Raw genomic sequence first — 15,289 nt, 5'->3', positions numbered from 1 at the left:
GCAACGAGTGCGCCGATGCGCCCGGCCGCGGCCGTCATCGGCTCGGGAGCCTGGGGCACCACCTTCGCCAGCCTCCTGGCCCAGGCCGGCACTCCCACAACGATCTGGGCCCGGCGCCGGGAGGTGGCCGAGGAGATCAACGCCGGCACCAACGAGCGCTACGTCCCCGGTCACCGCCTGCCTCAGGGCCTGAAGGCGACCACCGACCTGGCCCAGGCAGCCGCGGGGGCGAGCGTCGTCGTCGTGGCCGTGCCCTCCCAGGAGGCCCGGAGGGTCCTGGAGCCCCTCCGGGGCGTACTGGCCGACGACGCCGTGGCCGTCTCCCTCATGAAGGGCATCGAGCTGGGTACCGGGCTACGGATGAGCGAGGTCCTGGCCAGGGCGCTGGGCATCGACACCTCCCGTGTCGTGGTCGTCTCCGGCCCCAACCTCGCCGACGAGATTGCTGCGGGCCAGCCCACGGCCACCGTCGTGGCAGCCGACGACGAGCAGGTCGCCGCCCGGATCGCCTCGCTGTGCGCCACCGGCACCTTCCGCCCCTACACCAACACCGACGTCCTGGGCGTCGAGCTGTGCGGGGCGGTCAAGAACGTCATCGCCCTGGCCGTCGGCGCGGCCGCGGGCCGGGGCCTGGGGGACAACTCCAAGGCCACGATCATCACCCGGGGCCTGGTGGAGATCACCCGGCTGGGCCTCAAGCTCGGGGCTCGCCCGGAGACCTTCTCCGGGCTGGCAGGCATGGGGGACCTGGTGGCCACCTGCTCCTCGCCCTTGAGCCGCAACCAGACCTTCGGCCGCCACCTCGGCGAGGGGATGAGCGTGGCCGAGGCCGCTGCGGCCTCCCGGGGCGTGGCCGAGGGGGCCAAGTCGGCCCGTGCCGTCCTGGACCTGGCCCGGGCCCACGGCGTAGACATGCCAATCACCGCCGGGGTCGTCAGCGTCGTCGAGGGCGCCGCCAGCGTCGCGCAGGTCACTGACGCGCTGCTGGCTCGCCCCCGTAAGGCCGAGGGCGTGCACGCGGAGCCGTCTCAGGCGTAGCCTCCCCGGCCCGTGAGAGCCGGCTTTCTTCCGGGTTTGTTGTGTGTTATCAGCATGTGGGGCGCCGCGCGGTAGCGTGGGACCTATGACAGTCCTCCAGGAAGCCGGCCCCTCCGTGCCCAGTTCTGACAAGTCCACCGTGCGTGTCGCCGTCGTCTTCGGTGGACGCAGTGGTGAGCACACGATCTCCTGCGCCACCGCAGCCGGCGTCCTGTCAGCCATTGACCGCAACCGTTACGAGGTCCTTCCGGTGGGCATCACGCCCGAGGGCCAGTGGCTGCTCGTCGAGGACGATCCGGCCGCCCTCGAGCTCAGCGACAACCGCCCCCCGGTGACCATCACCGCCGAGGGCTTGGGACGCGGGAGGCTCACCGCACCCCTGGGAGGCGGCGAGCTCACGGTCCTCGGTCCCACGGGGCCTGAGGTCCTGGGGCAGGTCGACGTCGTCCTGCCGCTGCTGCACGGGCCCTACGGTGAGGACGGAACCATCCAGGGCATGCTGGAGATGATGGGCATTCCCTACGTCGGCTGCGGGGTGCTGGCCAGCGCCGCGGGCATGGACAAGCAGGTCACTAAGGTGCTCCTGGGGGCCGCGGGCATCGCCACGGCGCCGCACGTCGTCGTCGGTCCCCATGCCTGGAAGCGGGACCCCGAGGCGATCCTGGAGGCCTGTCGGTCCCTGACCTACCCCCTGTTCGTCAAGCCCGCCCGTGCCGGCTCCTCCCTGGGCATCAGCAAGGTCGACCGCCCCGAGGACCTGGCCGGAGCCATTGAGGCGGCCCGCGCGGTCGATCCCAAGGTCCTCGTGGAGAGCGGCATCGTGGGACGAGAGGTCGAGGTCGCCGTCCTTCAGGGCCGCGGCGACGACGCCCCCCGAGTGGCCGAGCCCGGCGAGATCGCCATGGACGCCTCCCAGGGCGCCGGTGAGTTCTACGACTACGAGACTAAGTACCTGGCCCACGACGCTGTGGCCATGGTGTGCCCGGCGCGCATCAGCCCTGAGGCGCGCGCGCTCCTCATGGACACCGCGGCCCGGGCCTTCGAGGCGGTCGGCTGCGAGGGGCTGGCTCGGGTCGACTTCTTCCTCACTGAGGCCGGCGAGGCGGTGGTCAACGAGATCAACACGATGCCCGGTTTCACCCCCTTCTCCATGTACCCCTACATGTGGCAGGTCTCCGGCCTGGGCTACACCGAGCTGGTCTCTGAGCTCATTGAGCTGGCCGTGGCTCGATCCACCGATGTCAACCGCTGAGCAGGCCACATCCGGCGCAGAGGCCGTGGGGCAGGACGCGCGGGTCGGTGACCTCAGCGAGGAGGAGCTCCTTGCCGTCATCACCCCCCTCCTGCCCCGCGGCCCGCAGACCCCCGTCGGCACGGGGGACGACTGCGCGGTCCTGTCCTTCCCCGACTCACGTACGGCGGTGAGCACCGACGTCCTGGTCGAAGGGCGCCACTTCCGCACCGACTGGTCCACGGGCCGCGACGTCGGGGCCAGGGCCGCGGCCCAGAACCTCGCCGACGCCGCCGCCATGGGGGCCAGGCCCGTCGCGCTCGTCGTCGGCCTGGTCATGCCTGCGTCCACCCCGGTCGGCTGGGTACGGGACTTCGCCCGAGGGCTGGCCCAGGGCTGCGAGCCCTGCGGGGCGGGCGTCGTGGGCGGTGACCTCAGCTCCGGTGACTCGCTGATCGTGTCCGTCACGGTCCTGGGTGACCTTGAGGGCCGGGCCCCGGTTCTGCGAAGCGGGGCCCGGCCCGGTGACGCCGTCGTGCACGTTGGAACCCTGGGACGTAGCGCAGCGGGACTGGCCCTGCTCAGCGCGGGCACTGACTGCGTACCAGGTTCAAGTGCCGCTGTCCCCTCAGGTCAGGAGCACCCCCAGGCTCAGGCCTGTATCGAGACCTTCCGTGCCCCTGCCCCGCCCCTGGCGGCGGGCCGAGAGCTGGCGCTGATCGGCGCCACCTCCATGTTGGACGTCTCCGACGGTCTGCTGCGCGACGCCGGCCGGATTGCCCGCGCCAGCGGTGTCGTCATCGATCTCGATGATCCCGGTGACCTGCCGGACGCGTCCTTCCTCGAGTCGGTGGCCGTGCTCGTGAGCGGTCACGACGGATCGGCCGCTCGTGACCTGGCCCGCAGCTGGTTGCTCGCCGGGGGAGAGGACCACGGACTGCTCGCCACCGTCCCGGCGGACGGTCTCGATCGGCTACCTGCCGGAGCCCGGGTGATCGGCCGGGTCCTGAGCCCGCAGGAATCGTCGGCCGGGATGCCGGGGTGCAGGCCGAGCGTTCTCCTGGCAGGAGAACCCGCGCAGGAGCACACCGGATGGGACCACTTCTCCCACACCTGACAGGCCGTCACCCGTTGAGGGTTGAGGAATGCCGGGTACGACAAAGGCCGCCGACTGCTTGCGCAGCGGCGGCCTCGTGCTCGAAGGACTCGAGATGATGCGCGCTCAGATGTTGCGCGTCACCTTCCCGGCCTTGAGGCAGGACGTGCACACGTTGAGGCGCTTGGGGGCGCCATTGACGAGAGCACGCACACGCTGGATGTTGGGGTTCCACCGGCGGTTGGTCCGCACGTGGGAGTGCGAGACGCTCTTGCCGAAGATGGGGCCCTTGCCGCAAACGTCGCACACAGCAGCCACGGTCTCACTCCTGATCTTCAATGCTTCAACGCACAGGCCGATGCCTGGCGCCAGGTCTTACCGCCCATGCGCGGGGCACTGGGCAACCCGAACACAATAGCGGACCCGTGTGCAGCGCCCCAAGCCGCAGCGGCGTGCGTTCGGGCACATGCCATCGTGCTTGGGGGCTGGGGAGTAAGTGTGAACTAAGCAGAAAACGTGATGAATATCATCACATGAAGAACGTGTGCTCTATCCGGATGTGGTGGTAGGGGTCTGACCAGCGCGCCGGTGTCCTTCATGTCCTTTCGGCTCTCCGTCGCTCTGGGTGAGGTGCTGGTGTGGTCATCCTGCTCCGGTGGGAGGAATGTGATCGGGCAGGTACTCTGAAACCACATATCAAACCAAAGGCTCGGCCCAGCCATGAACCAGGCTCGCTGAACGCCTGCACATATGCAGATCATGCAATGGAACAGAAGGTGTTCACAGCGTGACACACATGGTGTGCTGGTCGTAGCCAGGAACCAGGGGAGGCGAAGATGGCGCAGTCTCAAGGACATCGCCCCGTTACCCCTGTCTCAGGGACCCATGTGCTGCAGGGGGCCGCAGTACGCCGCTGGATCGCGCTGGCGGAGATCGTTGCCGACCAGACCCGGGACCTGGTGGATGTCCTCAATGTCTTCCCTGTGCCGGACGCGGATACCGGAACCAACGTCCTGCTCACCCTGCGCTCGGCCTCCGACGCCCTCCACCGACTGGGGCGGGCCGCTGACGCCGCCCAGGTGGCCCGCGCCGCAGCTGACGGCGCCGTCCGGGGAGCCCGCGGGAACTCGGGTCTTCTGGTCTCCCAGGCCCTGGCCGCCTTCGCCGACGTCTGTGCCGAGGCTCCGGATCCCGCCGGTCTGCGCCCCGTCGAGCTCGTGCACGTCTACGAGGCCATGGCGGACACCACCTGGGCCGCGGTCTCCCGTCCGGTCTCGGGGACCCTGCTGTCGGTCGCCCGGGACGCGGCCACAGCGGCCCGCTCCGCCCTGGAGGAGGCGACGGCGACCTCTCCCGCGAGCCTGAGCCTCATCGCCGCTGCTGCCGCCTTCGGCGCTCAGGAGTCCGTTGTGGAGACCGCGGGCCTCGGGCACGGCCCGGTGGATGCCGGGGGAGCGGCCTTCATGCTGCTGCTGACCTGTCTGTCGGACACCATTGACGCGATGCAGGACGCGGGTCCCGGGGCGACTGAGGCCCCGGAGCTGCGTCAGGGGCACCAGGACGCCGACGAGCACGCCCCCTACACCGCCGTCGCCCGCCAGATGCTCACCGACCTGGCCGCAGGTGGGGTGCCGCACAGCGTTGGTCCCGAGCCCCTGGGCATGTCCACCGGCGAGTTCGAGGTGATGTATCTGCTGGAGGCGACTGCAGTCCAGGCTGGTCAGCTGCGTCGGGACCTGGAGCACATCGGCGACTCGGTGGGCGTCGTCGGCACCCCGGACGCCCTGGGAGTGGGCCTCTACCAGGTCCACGTCCACACCGACACTCCGCGTGCCGCTCTGCCGCACGCGGGCCGTGCCCGCCAGATCTGCATCCACCACCTCCACCCCACCGCCCTGGTGAGCTCCACGGACGAGCCTCCGTCCCCGTGGGGGCCGCTCGACTCGGACCCCACGGGCCACGTGGTCTCCTTCGAGCGCCTGGCAGCGCGCCGAGCCGAGCGCAAGGCGAAGTCGGTGCGCATGCACCCCTCCCAGGCGGCCTCTGCCCGTCCCGCACCGGCGCAGGCCCCGCAACTGGCCGTGCGCTCGCGGCAGGCCGGCGTCGGTGTCATCGCCTGCACCCGGGCTCCCGGGCTCATCGAGCAGCTCGCCCGCTCTGACGCCGCCGTCGTCCTCAACCCTGATCGGGAGGGGATCGCCCGCGCCGCAGCGGACCTGGGCGCCTCCCAGGTCATCGTGCTGCCCTGTGACGCCGCCTGCACCGAGGCGGCCCACGATGCCGCCCGCTTCCTGGCGGCTCGCTCCGCCGTCTCCACCGTCCGCCCGCCGGTAGGTACCACCCGCAAGGCGGGCGCCGCTCGAGAGACCGCCCGCGCCGGGGTGTCCTCAGAGCGCTATGAGGCCGAGGGTATTCAGCTCCTCGTGTGCGACACCGACGACGAGGCCCGGGTCCTGGCCGCCGCGGTGGCCCTGGCCGGCAGGGGCGAGGAGGCGGAGCTGGCTGAGCTGGCCCGCCGCGCCTGGAGCGCCGCCGCGGGACTGCGCACCATCGCCCTCAACGGCGCCCAGGCCGAGGCCGAGGCCGTGGCTCGCGCCGTGGCCTCGGCGCTGCGCCCCTCCGATGAGCTGCTCACCGTCATCACCGGCCGCAATGCCGGCCGTGACGTCGGTGCCCTGGCCGCCAGCGCGGCGGTGGGGGCCCGGGGGCACACGGTTGGTGAGGACGTGGAGGTCGCTGTCCATGCCGGCGGCCAGGAGCACCCCGACGTCCTCATCGCCATCGAGTAGCCCTCTCTGCGCGCTGCCATGTCTCGAGGCGCCCGCATATGCAAGCGCCTCGGGTCATGAGCGGCTCCGGAGCTCCTTCGTCATAGGGTGGGGCCGTGTCCGGCTCGTCTGATCGCTCAACCCGCACGCCCCGCCCCGGCAGCGTCGGCCCGCTCGAGCGTCCCGTGACCCGGCTCGTGGGCAAGCGCACGGCCGCACAGCTCGCCAAGCAGGGGGTGGAGACCGGGGCGGACCTGCTGCGCCTGCTGCCCCGACGCTACGATACGTGGGGGGAGCTGACCGACATGCGCACCCTCGTCGAGGGTGAGCAGGCCACCATCCAGGCCCAGGTCGTGCGCGCCTCCTCCCGGCGTACCCGCTCCGGCCGGGTCCCGGCCCTTATGGAGGCCACCGTCACTGACGGCGCCTCCACCATGGACCTCGTCCAGTTCGGTGCTGCCGGCCAGATGCGCACCCGGGCTGCCCAGCTGGCCCCCGGAACCACCGTCCTGCTCAGCGGCAAGGTGGGACTCCACCGCGGACGCAAGCAGCTGTCCAACCCGCGCCTGTACGTCCTCGACGAGCTCGATGAGGGCGAGCGCGAGGCTCTGCTGGCCCGCCCCATGCCCATCTACCCCGGCACGGAGGCCCTCCCGTCCTGGCTGGTGGCCAAGGCGGTGCGCAGCGTCCTGGACCAGCTGGAGCCGGGCGACGTCGCTGACCCCCTCCCCGAGGAGCTGCGGCGCGAGGCGGGGCTGGTCGACGCCTACACCGCCTACCGCTGGGTGCACCGGCCCGAGGACTCTGGGCAGTGGAAGGCCGCCCGGAAACGGCTGCGCCACGAGGAGGCCCTCATCCTGCAGGTCGCCCTGGCCCAGCGCCGAGCCCATCATGAGGCGACCCGCACCGCTGTCGCCTGGCCCGTACCGGAGGCGGAGGGCTCCTTGAGAGCGGACCTCGACGCCCGCCTGCCCTACGACCTGACCGCCGGGCAGGAACGGGTCGGTGAGGAGATCTCCGCCGACCTGGCCCGCACCGTTCCCATGCAGCGCCTTCTTCAGGGCGACGTGGGAAGCGGCAAGACCCTCGTGGCCCTGCGTGCCATGCTCCAGGTGGTTGGAGGCGGCGGGCAGGCCGCCCTCCTGGCCCCCACTGAGGTCCTCGCCGCCCAGCACCACTCCTCACTGGAGGTGGTCCTGGGGCCCATGGCCCGCCTCGGGATGCTCGGCGGCGCCGAACACGCCACCCGCGTCCACCTGCTGACCGGCTCCACCCCCGCCGCTCAGCGCCGTCGGATCCTCACTGAGCTGGCCGCCGGTGAGCCGGCGATCGTCGTGGGTACCCACGCCCTGCTGTCCGACACGGTGCAGATCCCCTTCCTCGGCCTGGTCGTCGTCGATGAGCAGCACCGCTTCGGTGTCGCCCAGCGCGACGCCCTGCGCGAGCGCGGCGGTCTGACTGACCCGGCCACTGGACAGACCCATACGCCCCACCTCCTGGTCATGACCGCCACCCCGATCCCGCGCACCATCGCCATGACGGTCTTCGGGGACCTGGCCACCTCCGTCCTGGACGAGTTGCCCGCCGGGCGCAGCGCCGTACCCACCCACCTCGTCCCGTGGTCGCGCACCTCCTGGGTGGAGGGCATCTGGCGGCGTGCCGCCAAAGAGGTCGCCTCCGGGGGGCGGGTCTACGTCGTGTGCCCACGGATCGAGGTCGACGACGAGCCCCGGCGGACGCCGATGGACGGCGCGGCGACTGTCGAGACCGACGACGGGCCGAAGCAGGAGGCGCTCGCGGAGGAGGGGGACGGCTCGCATCCCGACCGCCCGCTGGCCGCCGTCGAGGAGTGGAGGCGGCGACTGGAGGGGGAACCGGTCCTGGAGGGCGTCGGCGTCGGGGTCCTCACCGGACGCATGAGCAGTGACGACAAGGCTGCCTCCATGGCCGACTTTGCCTCGGGCGCCACCCCGGTCCTGGTGTCCACCACCGTCATCGAGGTGGGGGTGGACGTGCCCGAGGCCTCCATGATGGTCATCCTGGACGCCGAGCGTTTCGGTCTGTCCCAGCTTCACCAGCTGCGCGGGCGGGTCGGGCGCGGCAGCAGATCGTCCCTGTGCGTGGCGGTTACCGGTGCGGAGGTCGGCTCCACCGCCTTTCACCGGCTCAAGGCATTCGCCTCCACCACGGACGGATTCGCGCTGGCCGAGGCCGACCTCGAGCTGCGCAGCGAGGGCGATGTCCTGGGCGCCTCGCAGTCGGGGCGCGCTTCCGGGCTGGACTTGCTGCGCGTCACCCGCGATGCCCGCCTCATCGCCACCGCGAGGCGCCAGGCCGAGCGGATCGTGGCCACCGACCCACAGTTGCGTGAGCACCGGGCCCTGGCCGCGGCGATCGTCGAGCGCCTCGATGAGGAGTCCCAGGCCTTCCTCGAAAGAGCGTGAAGCGCCCAGGGGTGAACCGGGGAGCGTCCGCGGCTCAGGCCGGCTCGGCGAACCAGATCGTGGTCTCGCCGTACCGCTTGTCCGCGAAGCGCTCCAGCCCCGCCGGCCAGGTCGGTTCCGGTGAGCGCGTCGAGCGCTCGACGACGACGACGGCGCGCGGCGCCAGCCACGGATCCTCGCTGCGGACCAGGGCAGTGAGGATCGCCGTGAGCTCCTCCTCACTCAACTCATAGGGAGGATCGATCAGCACCAGGTCCGCCGGAGCGCCCGCCGGGCCGGCCAGGAAGGCGGCCGCCTTCGCGGTCACCACCGACACCCCGCCCAGGCCCAGCGCCCGGATATTGCGCAGGCAGGTCTGCGACGCACCGCGCGAGGAGTCCACGAGCGTGACCTCGCCGGCTCCTCGGCTCGCGGCTTCCAGACCCAGAGCCCCGGAACCCGCGCACAGGTCCAGCACCCGAGCGGCGTCGAGCACCCCGTAGTGGTCCAGGCGGGCGAAAAGAGCCTCGCGGACGCGCTCGGAGGTGGGGCGCGTCCCGGACCGGGGCACCTCGATCCTGCGTCCACCCACGGTTCCGGCCACGATCCTCGTCATGGGACAGACCCTACCCGGCCCGCAGACTGTGTCCCCAGTGGCTGCGGCGCTCAGCTCTCCTCGGCCGGGGCGTGCTGACCGTAGCCGGTGTCCCGGATCTTGCACGCGACCGCCTCGATCTGCTCATCGGTGAGGATCTTGGGGCTGCCGACGGCGAGTGTGCGCAGGTAGAGCTCGCAGACCCACTCCAGCTCCTGGGTCAGGACATAGGTGGAGGCCAGGTCCGGGCCGGCCACCACGGAGCCGTGGTTGCTCATGAGGGCCGCGGTGCGTCCCTCAAGGGCCTTGGCGACATTGGCAGCCAGCTCCGGCGAGCCGTAGATGGCGTAGTCGGCCACTCGCACGTCGCTGCCACCGAACATGCAGATGTAGTAGTGCACGGCTGGGAGTGCGCTCACGCCCTCGAGGCTGGCCACGGTGGTGGCCGCATAGGAGTGGGTGTGCACGACCGACATCTGTCCGGTCGCCCGTAGCGCGGTCAGGTGCAGGTCCAGCTCGCTGGCGGGCTTGAGCGGCCCCTCGACCTGCTTGCCGGTGGCGTACTCGACTACGGCGACCAGATCGGGGCGCATCTCCTGGTAGGGCAGTCCCGAGGGAGTGATGGCGACCAGGTCCCCCTCCCGGACGGACAGGTTGCCGGCGGTGCCGACGACCAGGCCGTCGTCGGACAGGTGGGAGCAGGCGTCGGCGATCTGCTGTCGAGCGTCGTTGAGAAGCATGATGGGCTCTTTCCCGGGGCGTACCGCTGTGCGCCCCGTTGCGTCAGAAGTGGTACCGAGGCATCGTCCCATGTTGGCGCTCTCATGTCCATGGTTTCGCGTTCTTGTTTTCATGCTTGACATGACCGCTCGGTCGGGGTCATTCTATGTTTGCGCTCACATCGATGTGGGTCCTGGTCATCGTCGCCCAGTGAAAGGAAACTTGCCATGTCCGCTGCGTCCTACCCCGCCATCGGAATCCGTCCCCTCATTGACGGACGCCGTCGTGGCGTGAGGGAGTCCCTCGAGGACAAGACCGCTCAGCTGGCCAAGGATGTCGCCGAGCTCATCTCCTCGCGCCTGACCTACCCCGACGGCAGCCCGGTGCGCTGCGTCGTCTCCGAGACCGCGATCGGGGGCGTGGCCGAGGCCAACCGCTGCAAGGAGCAGTTCCGCACCGAGAACGTGTGTGCCGACCTGACCGTCACCGCCTCCTGGAACTACATCACCGAGGTCCTTGACCTCGACCCCTCCATCCCGCACGCCATCTGGGGCTTCAACGGCACTGAGCGCCCCGGGGCCGTGACCCTGGCCGCCGCGGCCGCCGCCTACAACATGCTGGGCATTCCCTGCTTCGGCATCTACGGCCACGACGTGCAGGACGCCGACGACTCGGGCCTGACCGAGGACGTCGTCGAGAACATCCTGCGCTACGTGCGCGCTGCCCTGGGGGTCGGCCTCATGAAGGGGCGCAGCTACCTCTCGATCGGCACCGTCTCCATGGGAATCGCCGGCTGCCGCGTCCCCGAGCAGTTCTTCGTCGACTACCTGGGCATGCGGGCCGAGTACATCGACATGATCGAGATCGACCGCCGTATCGCCCACGGCATCTACGACCACCAGGAGTACGAGACCGCCCTGGCCTGGGCCCGGGAGCACCTCACCATCGGGGAGAACCGCAACCCCGAGGCCAACCGCTTCACCCAGGAGGAGTATGACGAGCAGTTCGACTACTGCATCAAGATGCTCCTCATCGGCCGCGACCTCATGGAGGGCAACCCCGCCCTGGCCGAGCTGGGCTTCGTCGAGGAGGCCGAGGGCCACGACGCCATCGCGGCGGGCTTCCAGGGGCAGCGTCAGTGGACGGACTACAAGCCCAACGGCGACATCCTCGAGACCTTCCTCAACACCACCTTCGACTGGAACGGCAAGCGGCCCGAGAAGGTCTTCGCCACGGAGGGCGACGCCGGCAACGCCGTGGCCATGCTCTTCAACTCCGTCCTGACCCACCGTCCCCAGCTCTTCAGCGACGTGCGCACCTACTGGAGCCCCGAGGCCGTTGAGCGGGTCACCGGCTACAAGCTCGAGGGGCGCGCCGAGAACGGATTCATCGACCTGCGCAACTCCGGGGCCACCACCCTCAACGCCACCGGCGAGGAGAAGGACGCCGAGGGCAACCCCATCATCAAGCACTGGTGGGAGATCACCGAGGCGGACATCGAGGCGGATCTGAAGGCCTCCACCTTCCATGCCGCCACCCGCGAGTACTTCCCCGGAGGCGGCTTCTCCACGCACTTCACCACCGCCGGCAACATGCCCGTCACTGCGACCCGCCTGAACTTCGTGGCAGGCCAGGGGCCGGTCCTCCAGATCTCCGAGGGCTGGACCGTGGAGCTGCCCGACGACGTGCGCGACCAGATCGTTAACCGCACCGACCCGACCTGGCCGACGACCTTCTTCGTCCCGCGCCTGACCGGCCAGGGCGCCTTCACCTCTGTCTACGACTGGATGGCCAACTGGGGCGCCAACCACACGGCCACCGGCTACGGGCACTTCGGTGCCGACCTCATCACCCTGGCATCGATGCTGCGCATCCCCGTCTACATGCACAACGTTGAGCGCGAGAGGATCCTGCGCCCCAAGGCCTGGGTGCCCTTCGGTACCGCCGAGCCCGAGAGCGCCGACTTCCGGGCCTGCGCCACCTTCGGTCCTCTCTACCGCTGACGGGTCGCCGCCATGACGAGCACCGACGAGCACCACGTCCTTGCCCTCGACCTCGGCTCCAGCTCCGTGCGAGCGGTCCTGGGGACCTACCGGCAGGGGGTCATCAGCACCGAGGAGGTCTTCCGCCTCCACCACCAGGCGGTGGACGACCACGGCACCCTCACCTGGGACCTCGAGCGCATCATGGATGGTGTTCGTCGGAGCATTGCCATGGCGACGCAGCGGCTGGGGCGGGTCCCCGACTCCATCGGCATCGACACCTGGGGAGTGGACTACGGCCTGCTCGACGCCCACGGAGAGCTGCTGCGCGCCCCGCGCGCCTACCGGGACCAGCGCATGGCCCGCTGGGCCGCAGACCTGGACCGGGCTCTCCCTGTGAAGACGGCTTGGAAAGAGACCGGCATCCTGCCCCAGCAGATCAACACGGTCTACCAGCTCTACGCGGACCTGAGGCAGGAGCCCGACCTCATCGATCGGGTGGATCGCTTCCTGCCCCTGCCCGACCTCGTGGCCTACCTGCTCGGCGCCCCCGCGCAGGCGGGGCGAGCGATCGCCTCGACCACCGGGCTCGCCTCACCGGGGGCGCACGAGTGGTCGGCTCCTGTGCTCCAGGCCGCCGGGATTCCTCAGGGGTGGATGCCCCCGCTCGTCGACGACGCCACGGTGGCCGGGACGACACCGGAAGGGATCACCATCGTGCGTCCCGGCGGGCACGACACAGCCTGCGCCGTCCATGCGCTTGGTCTGGCCGGTGACGAGGTGCGCCTGTTCATCTCCTCGGGATCCTGGAGCCTCATCGGAGCCGCGGTTCCCAGCCCCGTCCTGGACGAAGCGGCGCTGCGGGCCGGACTGACCAACGAGGTGCGCACCGACGGAGGCATCCGGCTGCTGCGCAACCTCACCGGCTTCTGGCTGCTCCAGGAGTGCCAGCGCTCCTGGAACGAGCCCGACACCGGTGCGCTGGTCGAGGCGGCGGGAGAGTGCGCCTCCCTCGGCGTCGTCATCGACCCCGACGACGAGGTCTTCGCCAGTCCCGGCGACATGCCGGAGAAGATCGCCCAGTGGTGCCGCAGTCACTACAAGGTGGCTCCCGAGGGGCCGGCGCAGACGGTCCGGCTCATCCTCGAGTCGCTCGCCTGCGCCCACGCCGCCTACGCCCAGGGGCTGCAGGACGTCGTCGGCGACCAGCTGGACCCGGCAGCACCGATCCACCTGGTGGGAGGCGGGGCGCGCAACAGCCTCCTGCCGGCCATGACGGCGGCGGCCTGTCACCGTCAGGTCGTCGTGGGCACGCCGGAGGCCAGTGCCCTGGGCAACATCCTCGCCCAGCTCGAGGCCGCCGAGGTCCTCGGCCCGAGTGCTCGCGGTGAGGTGCTGCGCCGCAGTATCCGCTCCGTGGAGGTCGAGGCCTCTGGGACCATCGCCGATCCCGATACCTTCGACGCCATGCGGGAACGGCTGGGCAACGCCACCGCCGACTGACCACTTGGCATGTCGAGCGCAACCACACATTGAACTGAACACCCACCACACGAAAGGAGCAACGATGCTCCGCAACATTCCCGCCAACCTGTCACCCGAACTCGTCAAGATCCTGCTCGAGATGGGCCATGGGGATGAGATTCTCCTGGCCGATGCGAACTTCCCCGGCCACCACCTCCACCCTGCTACGGTGCGGGCCGATGGCCTGGGGATCCCCGACCTGCTGCGGTCCATCCTCACGCTCATGCCCCTGGACCGCTACAGCAGCTACCAGGTGGCCCTCATGGAGACGGTGGGCGATGACCCTCGGCCTCCGGTGTGGGACGTCTATGAGCAGATCTGGAACGAGGCCGAGAAGGATGCCGGACCGGTGAGCGTCAAGACGATTGAGCGCATGGCCTTCTACGACTACACCCCCAGCGTCTACGCCGTCGTCCTCACCGGGGAGACCGCCCTGTACGGCAATCTCATTCTCAAGAAGGGCGTGCTGTGATGACAGCGACTCGCGACTCCGTGGCTGAGGAGGCCCCCGTCCGGGAGGGGACGGCCAAGCGGGGGTTCCTGTATCCCGGCATGGTGCTGCCCTTCTGTCTGCTGGTCTCCTGCTTCGCCGCCTGGGGCCTGGCCGGAAACATGACTGATCCCCTGGTCAAGGTCTTCGGCTCCGTATTCTCCATGTCGAACCTGCAGTCCTCGCTGGTGCAGTCGGCCTACTACGGGGCCTACTTCTGCCTAGCGATCCCGGCGGCCTTCATCAACAGTCGCCTGGGCTACAAGGGTGGCGTCCTCATCGGGCTGGTGCTGGCGGGAACCGGCGGGCTCCTGTTCATCCCCGCGACCTACGCCATGACCTACTCGGTGTTTCTGACCGCACTGTTCACCCTGGCCGCCGGTCTGTCCATTTTGGAGACCAGTGCCAACCCCTTCGTGATGTCCATGGGACCTGAGCACAACGCCACCCGGCGCCTCAACTTCGCACAGGCATTCAACCCCATCGGCTCCAACCTCGGGGTGCTGCTGGCCGACCTGCTGATCCTGTCCAAGGTGAACCCGGCCACCGCTGAGCAGCGCAAGGCCATGAGCCACGAGGTACTGCTGGCCACCCAGAGTGCAGAGCTCAAGGCGGTCATGGGCCCCTATGTCGCCCTCGGGCTCCTCTACATCCTGCTGGCCGTCATGATCGGCCGGGTCAAGGTCGTGGAGCGGCCGGTGGAGTCCGCCGCGGGTGCCAGCGGTGGGACGGGCAGGCTCATGCGCCTGCTGCGCAACAAGCGCTACAGCTTCGGGGTGGTGGCGCAGTACTTCAACGTGTCGGCCCAGACCTGCATCTGGACCTACACCCTGCACTACGTCACCAGCGCCTTGAAGGTGTCGGATGATGTGGCGGGTGACTGGCTTCAGGCCAGCCTGATCATCTTCCTGGTCTTCCGGTTCCTCATGGTGGGTCTCATGGGACGGTTTGATGCACGCAAGCTGCTTCTGCTCATGTGCTCCCTCGGAATCGCCCTGTCCCTGTTCGCCATGGTGAGCGTCAACATTCTGGGGGTGTTGGCCATCATCTCCCTGTCGGCGTGCATCTCCCTGCTGTTCCCCACCATCTACGGCGAGGCCCTCCAGGGGCTGGGGGAGGACACCAAGTACGGGGCCGCAGGCCTGGTCATGGCCATCATCGGTGGAGCCACCATGCCCCTGGTGCAGAGCGCCATCATGGACCACACGTCTCCCGCGATCTCCTACATCACGGTCGCCGGGTGCTTCGTGGTGGTGGCCGCCTACGGGGTCTACACGCTGCGCACGCCCAGGCCCGTCAGCGCCGACTGACGGTCGCCTCTCACTTCGGAGCTCTGTGCGCCCACTCGGTACGAGCCGGGCGCGCAGAGCTTCGTAGGTCCAGTGGGGCCAGTGGGCCCGCCTGGAAAGGTGATCGCCGGCG

Annotated in this window: 12 protein-coding genes; 9 read left to right on the top strand and 3 right to left on the bottom strand. The window is 69.8% G+C overall.

The window, feature by feature from the left end:
- The first annotated feature begins 15 nt into the window (after positions 1-15).
- From AXE84_RS00220 to AXE84_RS00210, 3 genes are all read left to right on the top strand, one after another.
- Positions 16-1,038 carry an NAD(P)H-dependent glycerol-3-phosphate dehydrogenase gene (locus AXE84_RS00220; RefSeq protein ID WP_060958083.1) on the top strand — a complete coding sequence of 341 codons (1,023 nt, stop codon included), beginning with the start codon at positions 16-18 and terminating at the stop codon, positions 1,036-1,038.
- Positions 1,039-1,123: 85 nt separating this feature from the next.
- Complete coding sequence (locus tag AXE84_RS00215) at positions 1,124-2,290, top strand: D-alanine--D-alanine ligase family protein (RefSeq protein WP_060956440.1); 1,167 nt, start codon at positions 1,124-1,126, stop codon at positions 2,288-2,290.
- Positions 2,277-3,386, top strand: coding sequence for a thiamine-phosphate kinase (locus AXE84_RS00210; RefSeq protein ID WP_060956439.1), 1,110 nt, complete (start codon positions 2,277-2,279; stop codon positions 3,384-3,386). Before AXE84_RS00215 ends, AXE84_RS00210 begins: the two co-directional genes overlap by 14 nt.
- Positions 3,387-3,491: 105 nt before the next feature.
- Here the strand turns inward: AXE84_RS00210 and rpmB are convergent, their stop codons facing one another.
- Positions 3,492-3,683: a 50S ribosomal protein L28 gene (gene rpmB / locus AXE84_RS00205; protein WP_003785965.1), complete on the bottom strand. Its 192-nt coding sequence runs from the start codon at positions 3,681-3,683 to the stop codon at positions 3,492-3,494.
- Between the two features lie 518 nt (positions 3,684-4,201).
- On the opposite strand from rpmB, the gene AXE84_RS00200 reads away from it, so the two are divergent.
- Both AXE84_RS00200 and AXE84_RS00195 read left to right on the top strand, forming a co-directional pair.
- The gene (locus tag AXE84_RS00200; RefSeq protein WP_060956438.1) at positions 4,202-6,154 is read left to right on the top strand and encodes a DAK2 domain-containing protein; all 1,953 of its coding nucleotides are present in this window, start codon (positions 4,202-4,204) and stop codon (positions 6,152-6,154) included.
- A gap of 164 nt (positions 6,155-6,318) precedes the next feature.
- The gene (locus AXE84_RS00195) at positions 6,319-8,577 is read left to right on the top strand and encodes an ATP-dependent DNA helicase RecG (RefSeq protein WP_060958082.1); all 2,259 of its coding nucleotides are present in this window, start codon (positions 6,319-6,321) and stop codon (positions 8,575-8,577) included.
- Positions 8,578-8,611: 34 nt separating this feature from the next.
- On the opposite strand, the gene rsmD is transcribed toward AXE84_RS00195, so the two are convergent.
- Positions 8,612-9,172: a 16S rRNA (guanine(966)-N(2))-methyltransferase RsmD gene (gene rsmD, locus AXE84_RS00190; RefSeq protein ID WP_081093002.1), complete on the bottom strand. Its 561-nt coding sequence runs from the start codon at positions 9,170-9,172 to the stop codon at positions 8,612-8,614.
- 50 nt (positions 9,173-9,222) lie between these two features.
- Positions 9,223-9,891: a class II aldolase/adducin family protein gene (locus AXE84_RS00185; RefSeq protein ID WP_060956437.1), complete on the bottom strand. Its 669-nt coding sequence runs from the start codon at positions 9,889-9,891 to the stop codon at positions 9,223-9,225.
- A gap of 207 nt (positions 9,892-10,098) precedes the next feature.
- Here AXE84_RS00185 and AXE84_RS00180 point away from each other — a divergent pair, with 207 nt between their 5' ends.
- The 4 genes from AXE84_RS00180 (at position 10,099) to fucP (ending at position 15,177) form a co-directional block, all read left to right on the top strand.
- On the top strand, positions 10,099-11,874 hold the full coding sequence (locus AXE84_RS00180) for an L-fucose isomerase (RefSeq protein ID WP_060956436.1): 1,776 nt from the start codon (positions 10,099-10,101) through the stop codon (positions 11,872-11,874).
- A gap of 12 nt (positions 11,875-11,886) precedes the next feature.
- The gene (locus AXE84_RS00175) at positions 11,887-13,356 is read left to right on the top strand and encodes a rhamnulokinase (protein ID WP_060956435.1); all 1,470 of its coding nucleotides are present in this window, start codon (positions 11,887-11,889) and stop codon (positions 13,354-13,356) included.
- Between the two features lie 64 nt (positions 13,357-13,420).
- Positions 13,421-13,849, top strand: coding sequence for an RbsD/FucU family protein (locus AXE84_RS00170; RefSeq protein ID WP_060956434.1), 429 nt, complete (start codon positions 13,421-13,423; stop codon positions 13,847-13,849).
- Positions 13,849-15,177, top strand: a complete 1,329-nt coding sequence (gene fucP, locus AXE84_RS00165) for an L-fucose:H+ symporter permease (RefSeq protein WP_060956433.1) — start codon at positions 13,849-13,851, stop codon at positions 15,175-15,177. Before AXE84_RS00170 ends, fucP begins: the two co-directional genes overlap by 1 nt.
- Positions 15,178-15,289 lie beyond the last annotated feature (112 nt).

The organism is Actinomyces oris (genome assembly GCF_001553935.1).
Classification (GTDB): Bacteria; Actinomycetota; Actinomycetes; order Actinomycetales; family Actinomycetaceae; genus Actinomyces; species Actinomyces oris_A.
Note: the sequence above shows the minus strand (reverse complement) of the source record. Positions and strands in the feature narration are given on the sequence as shown.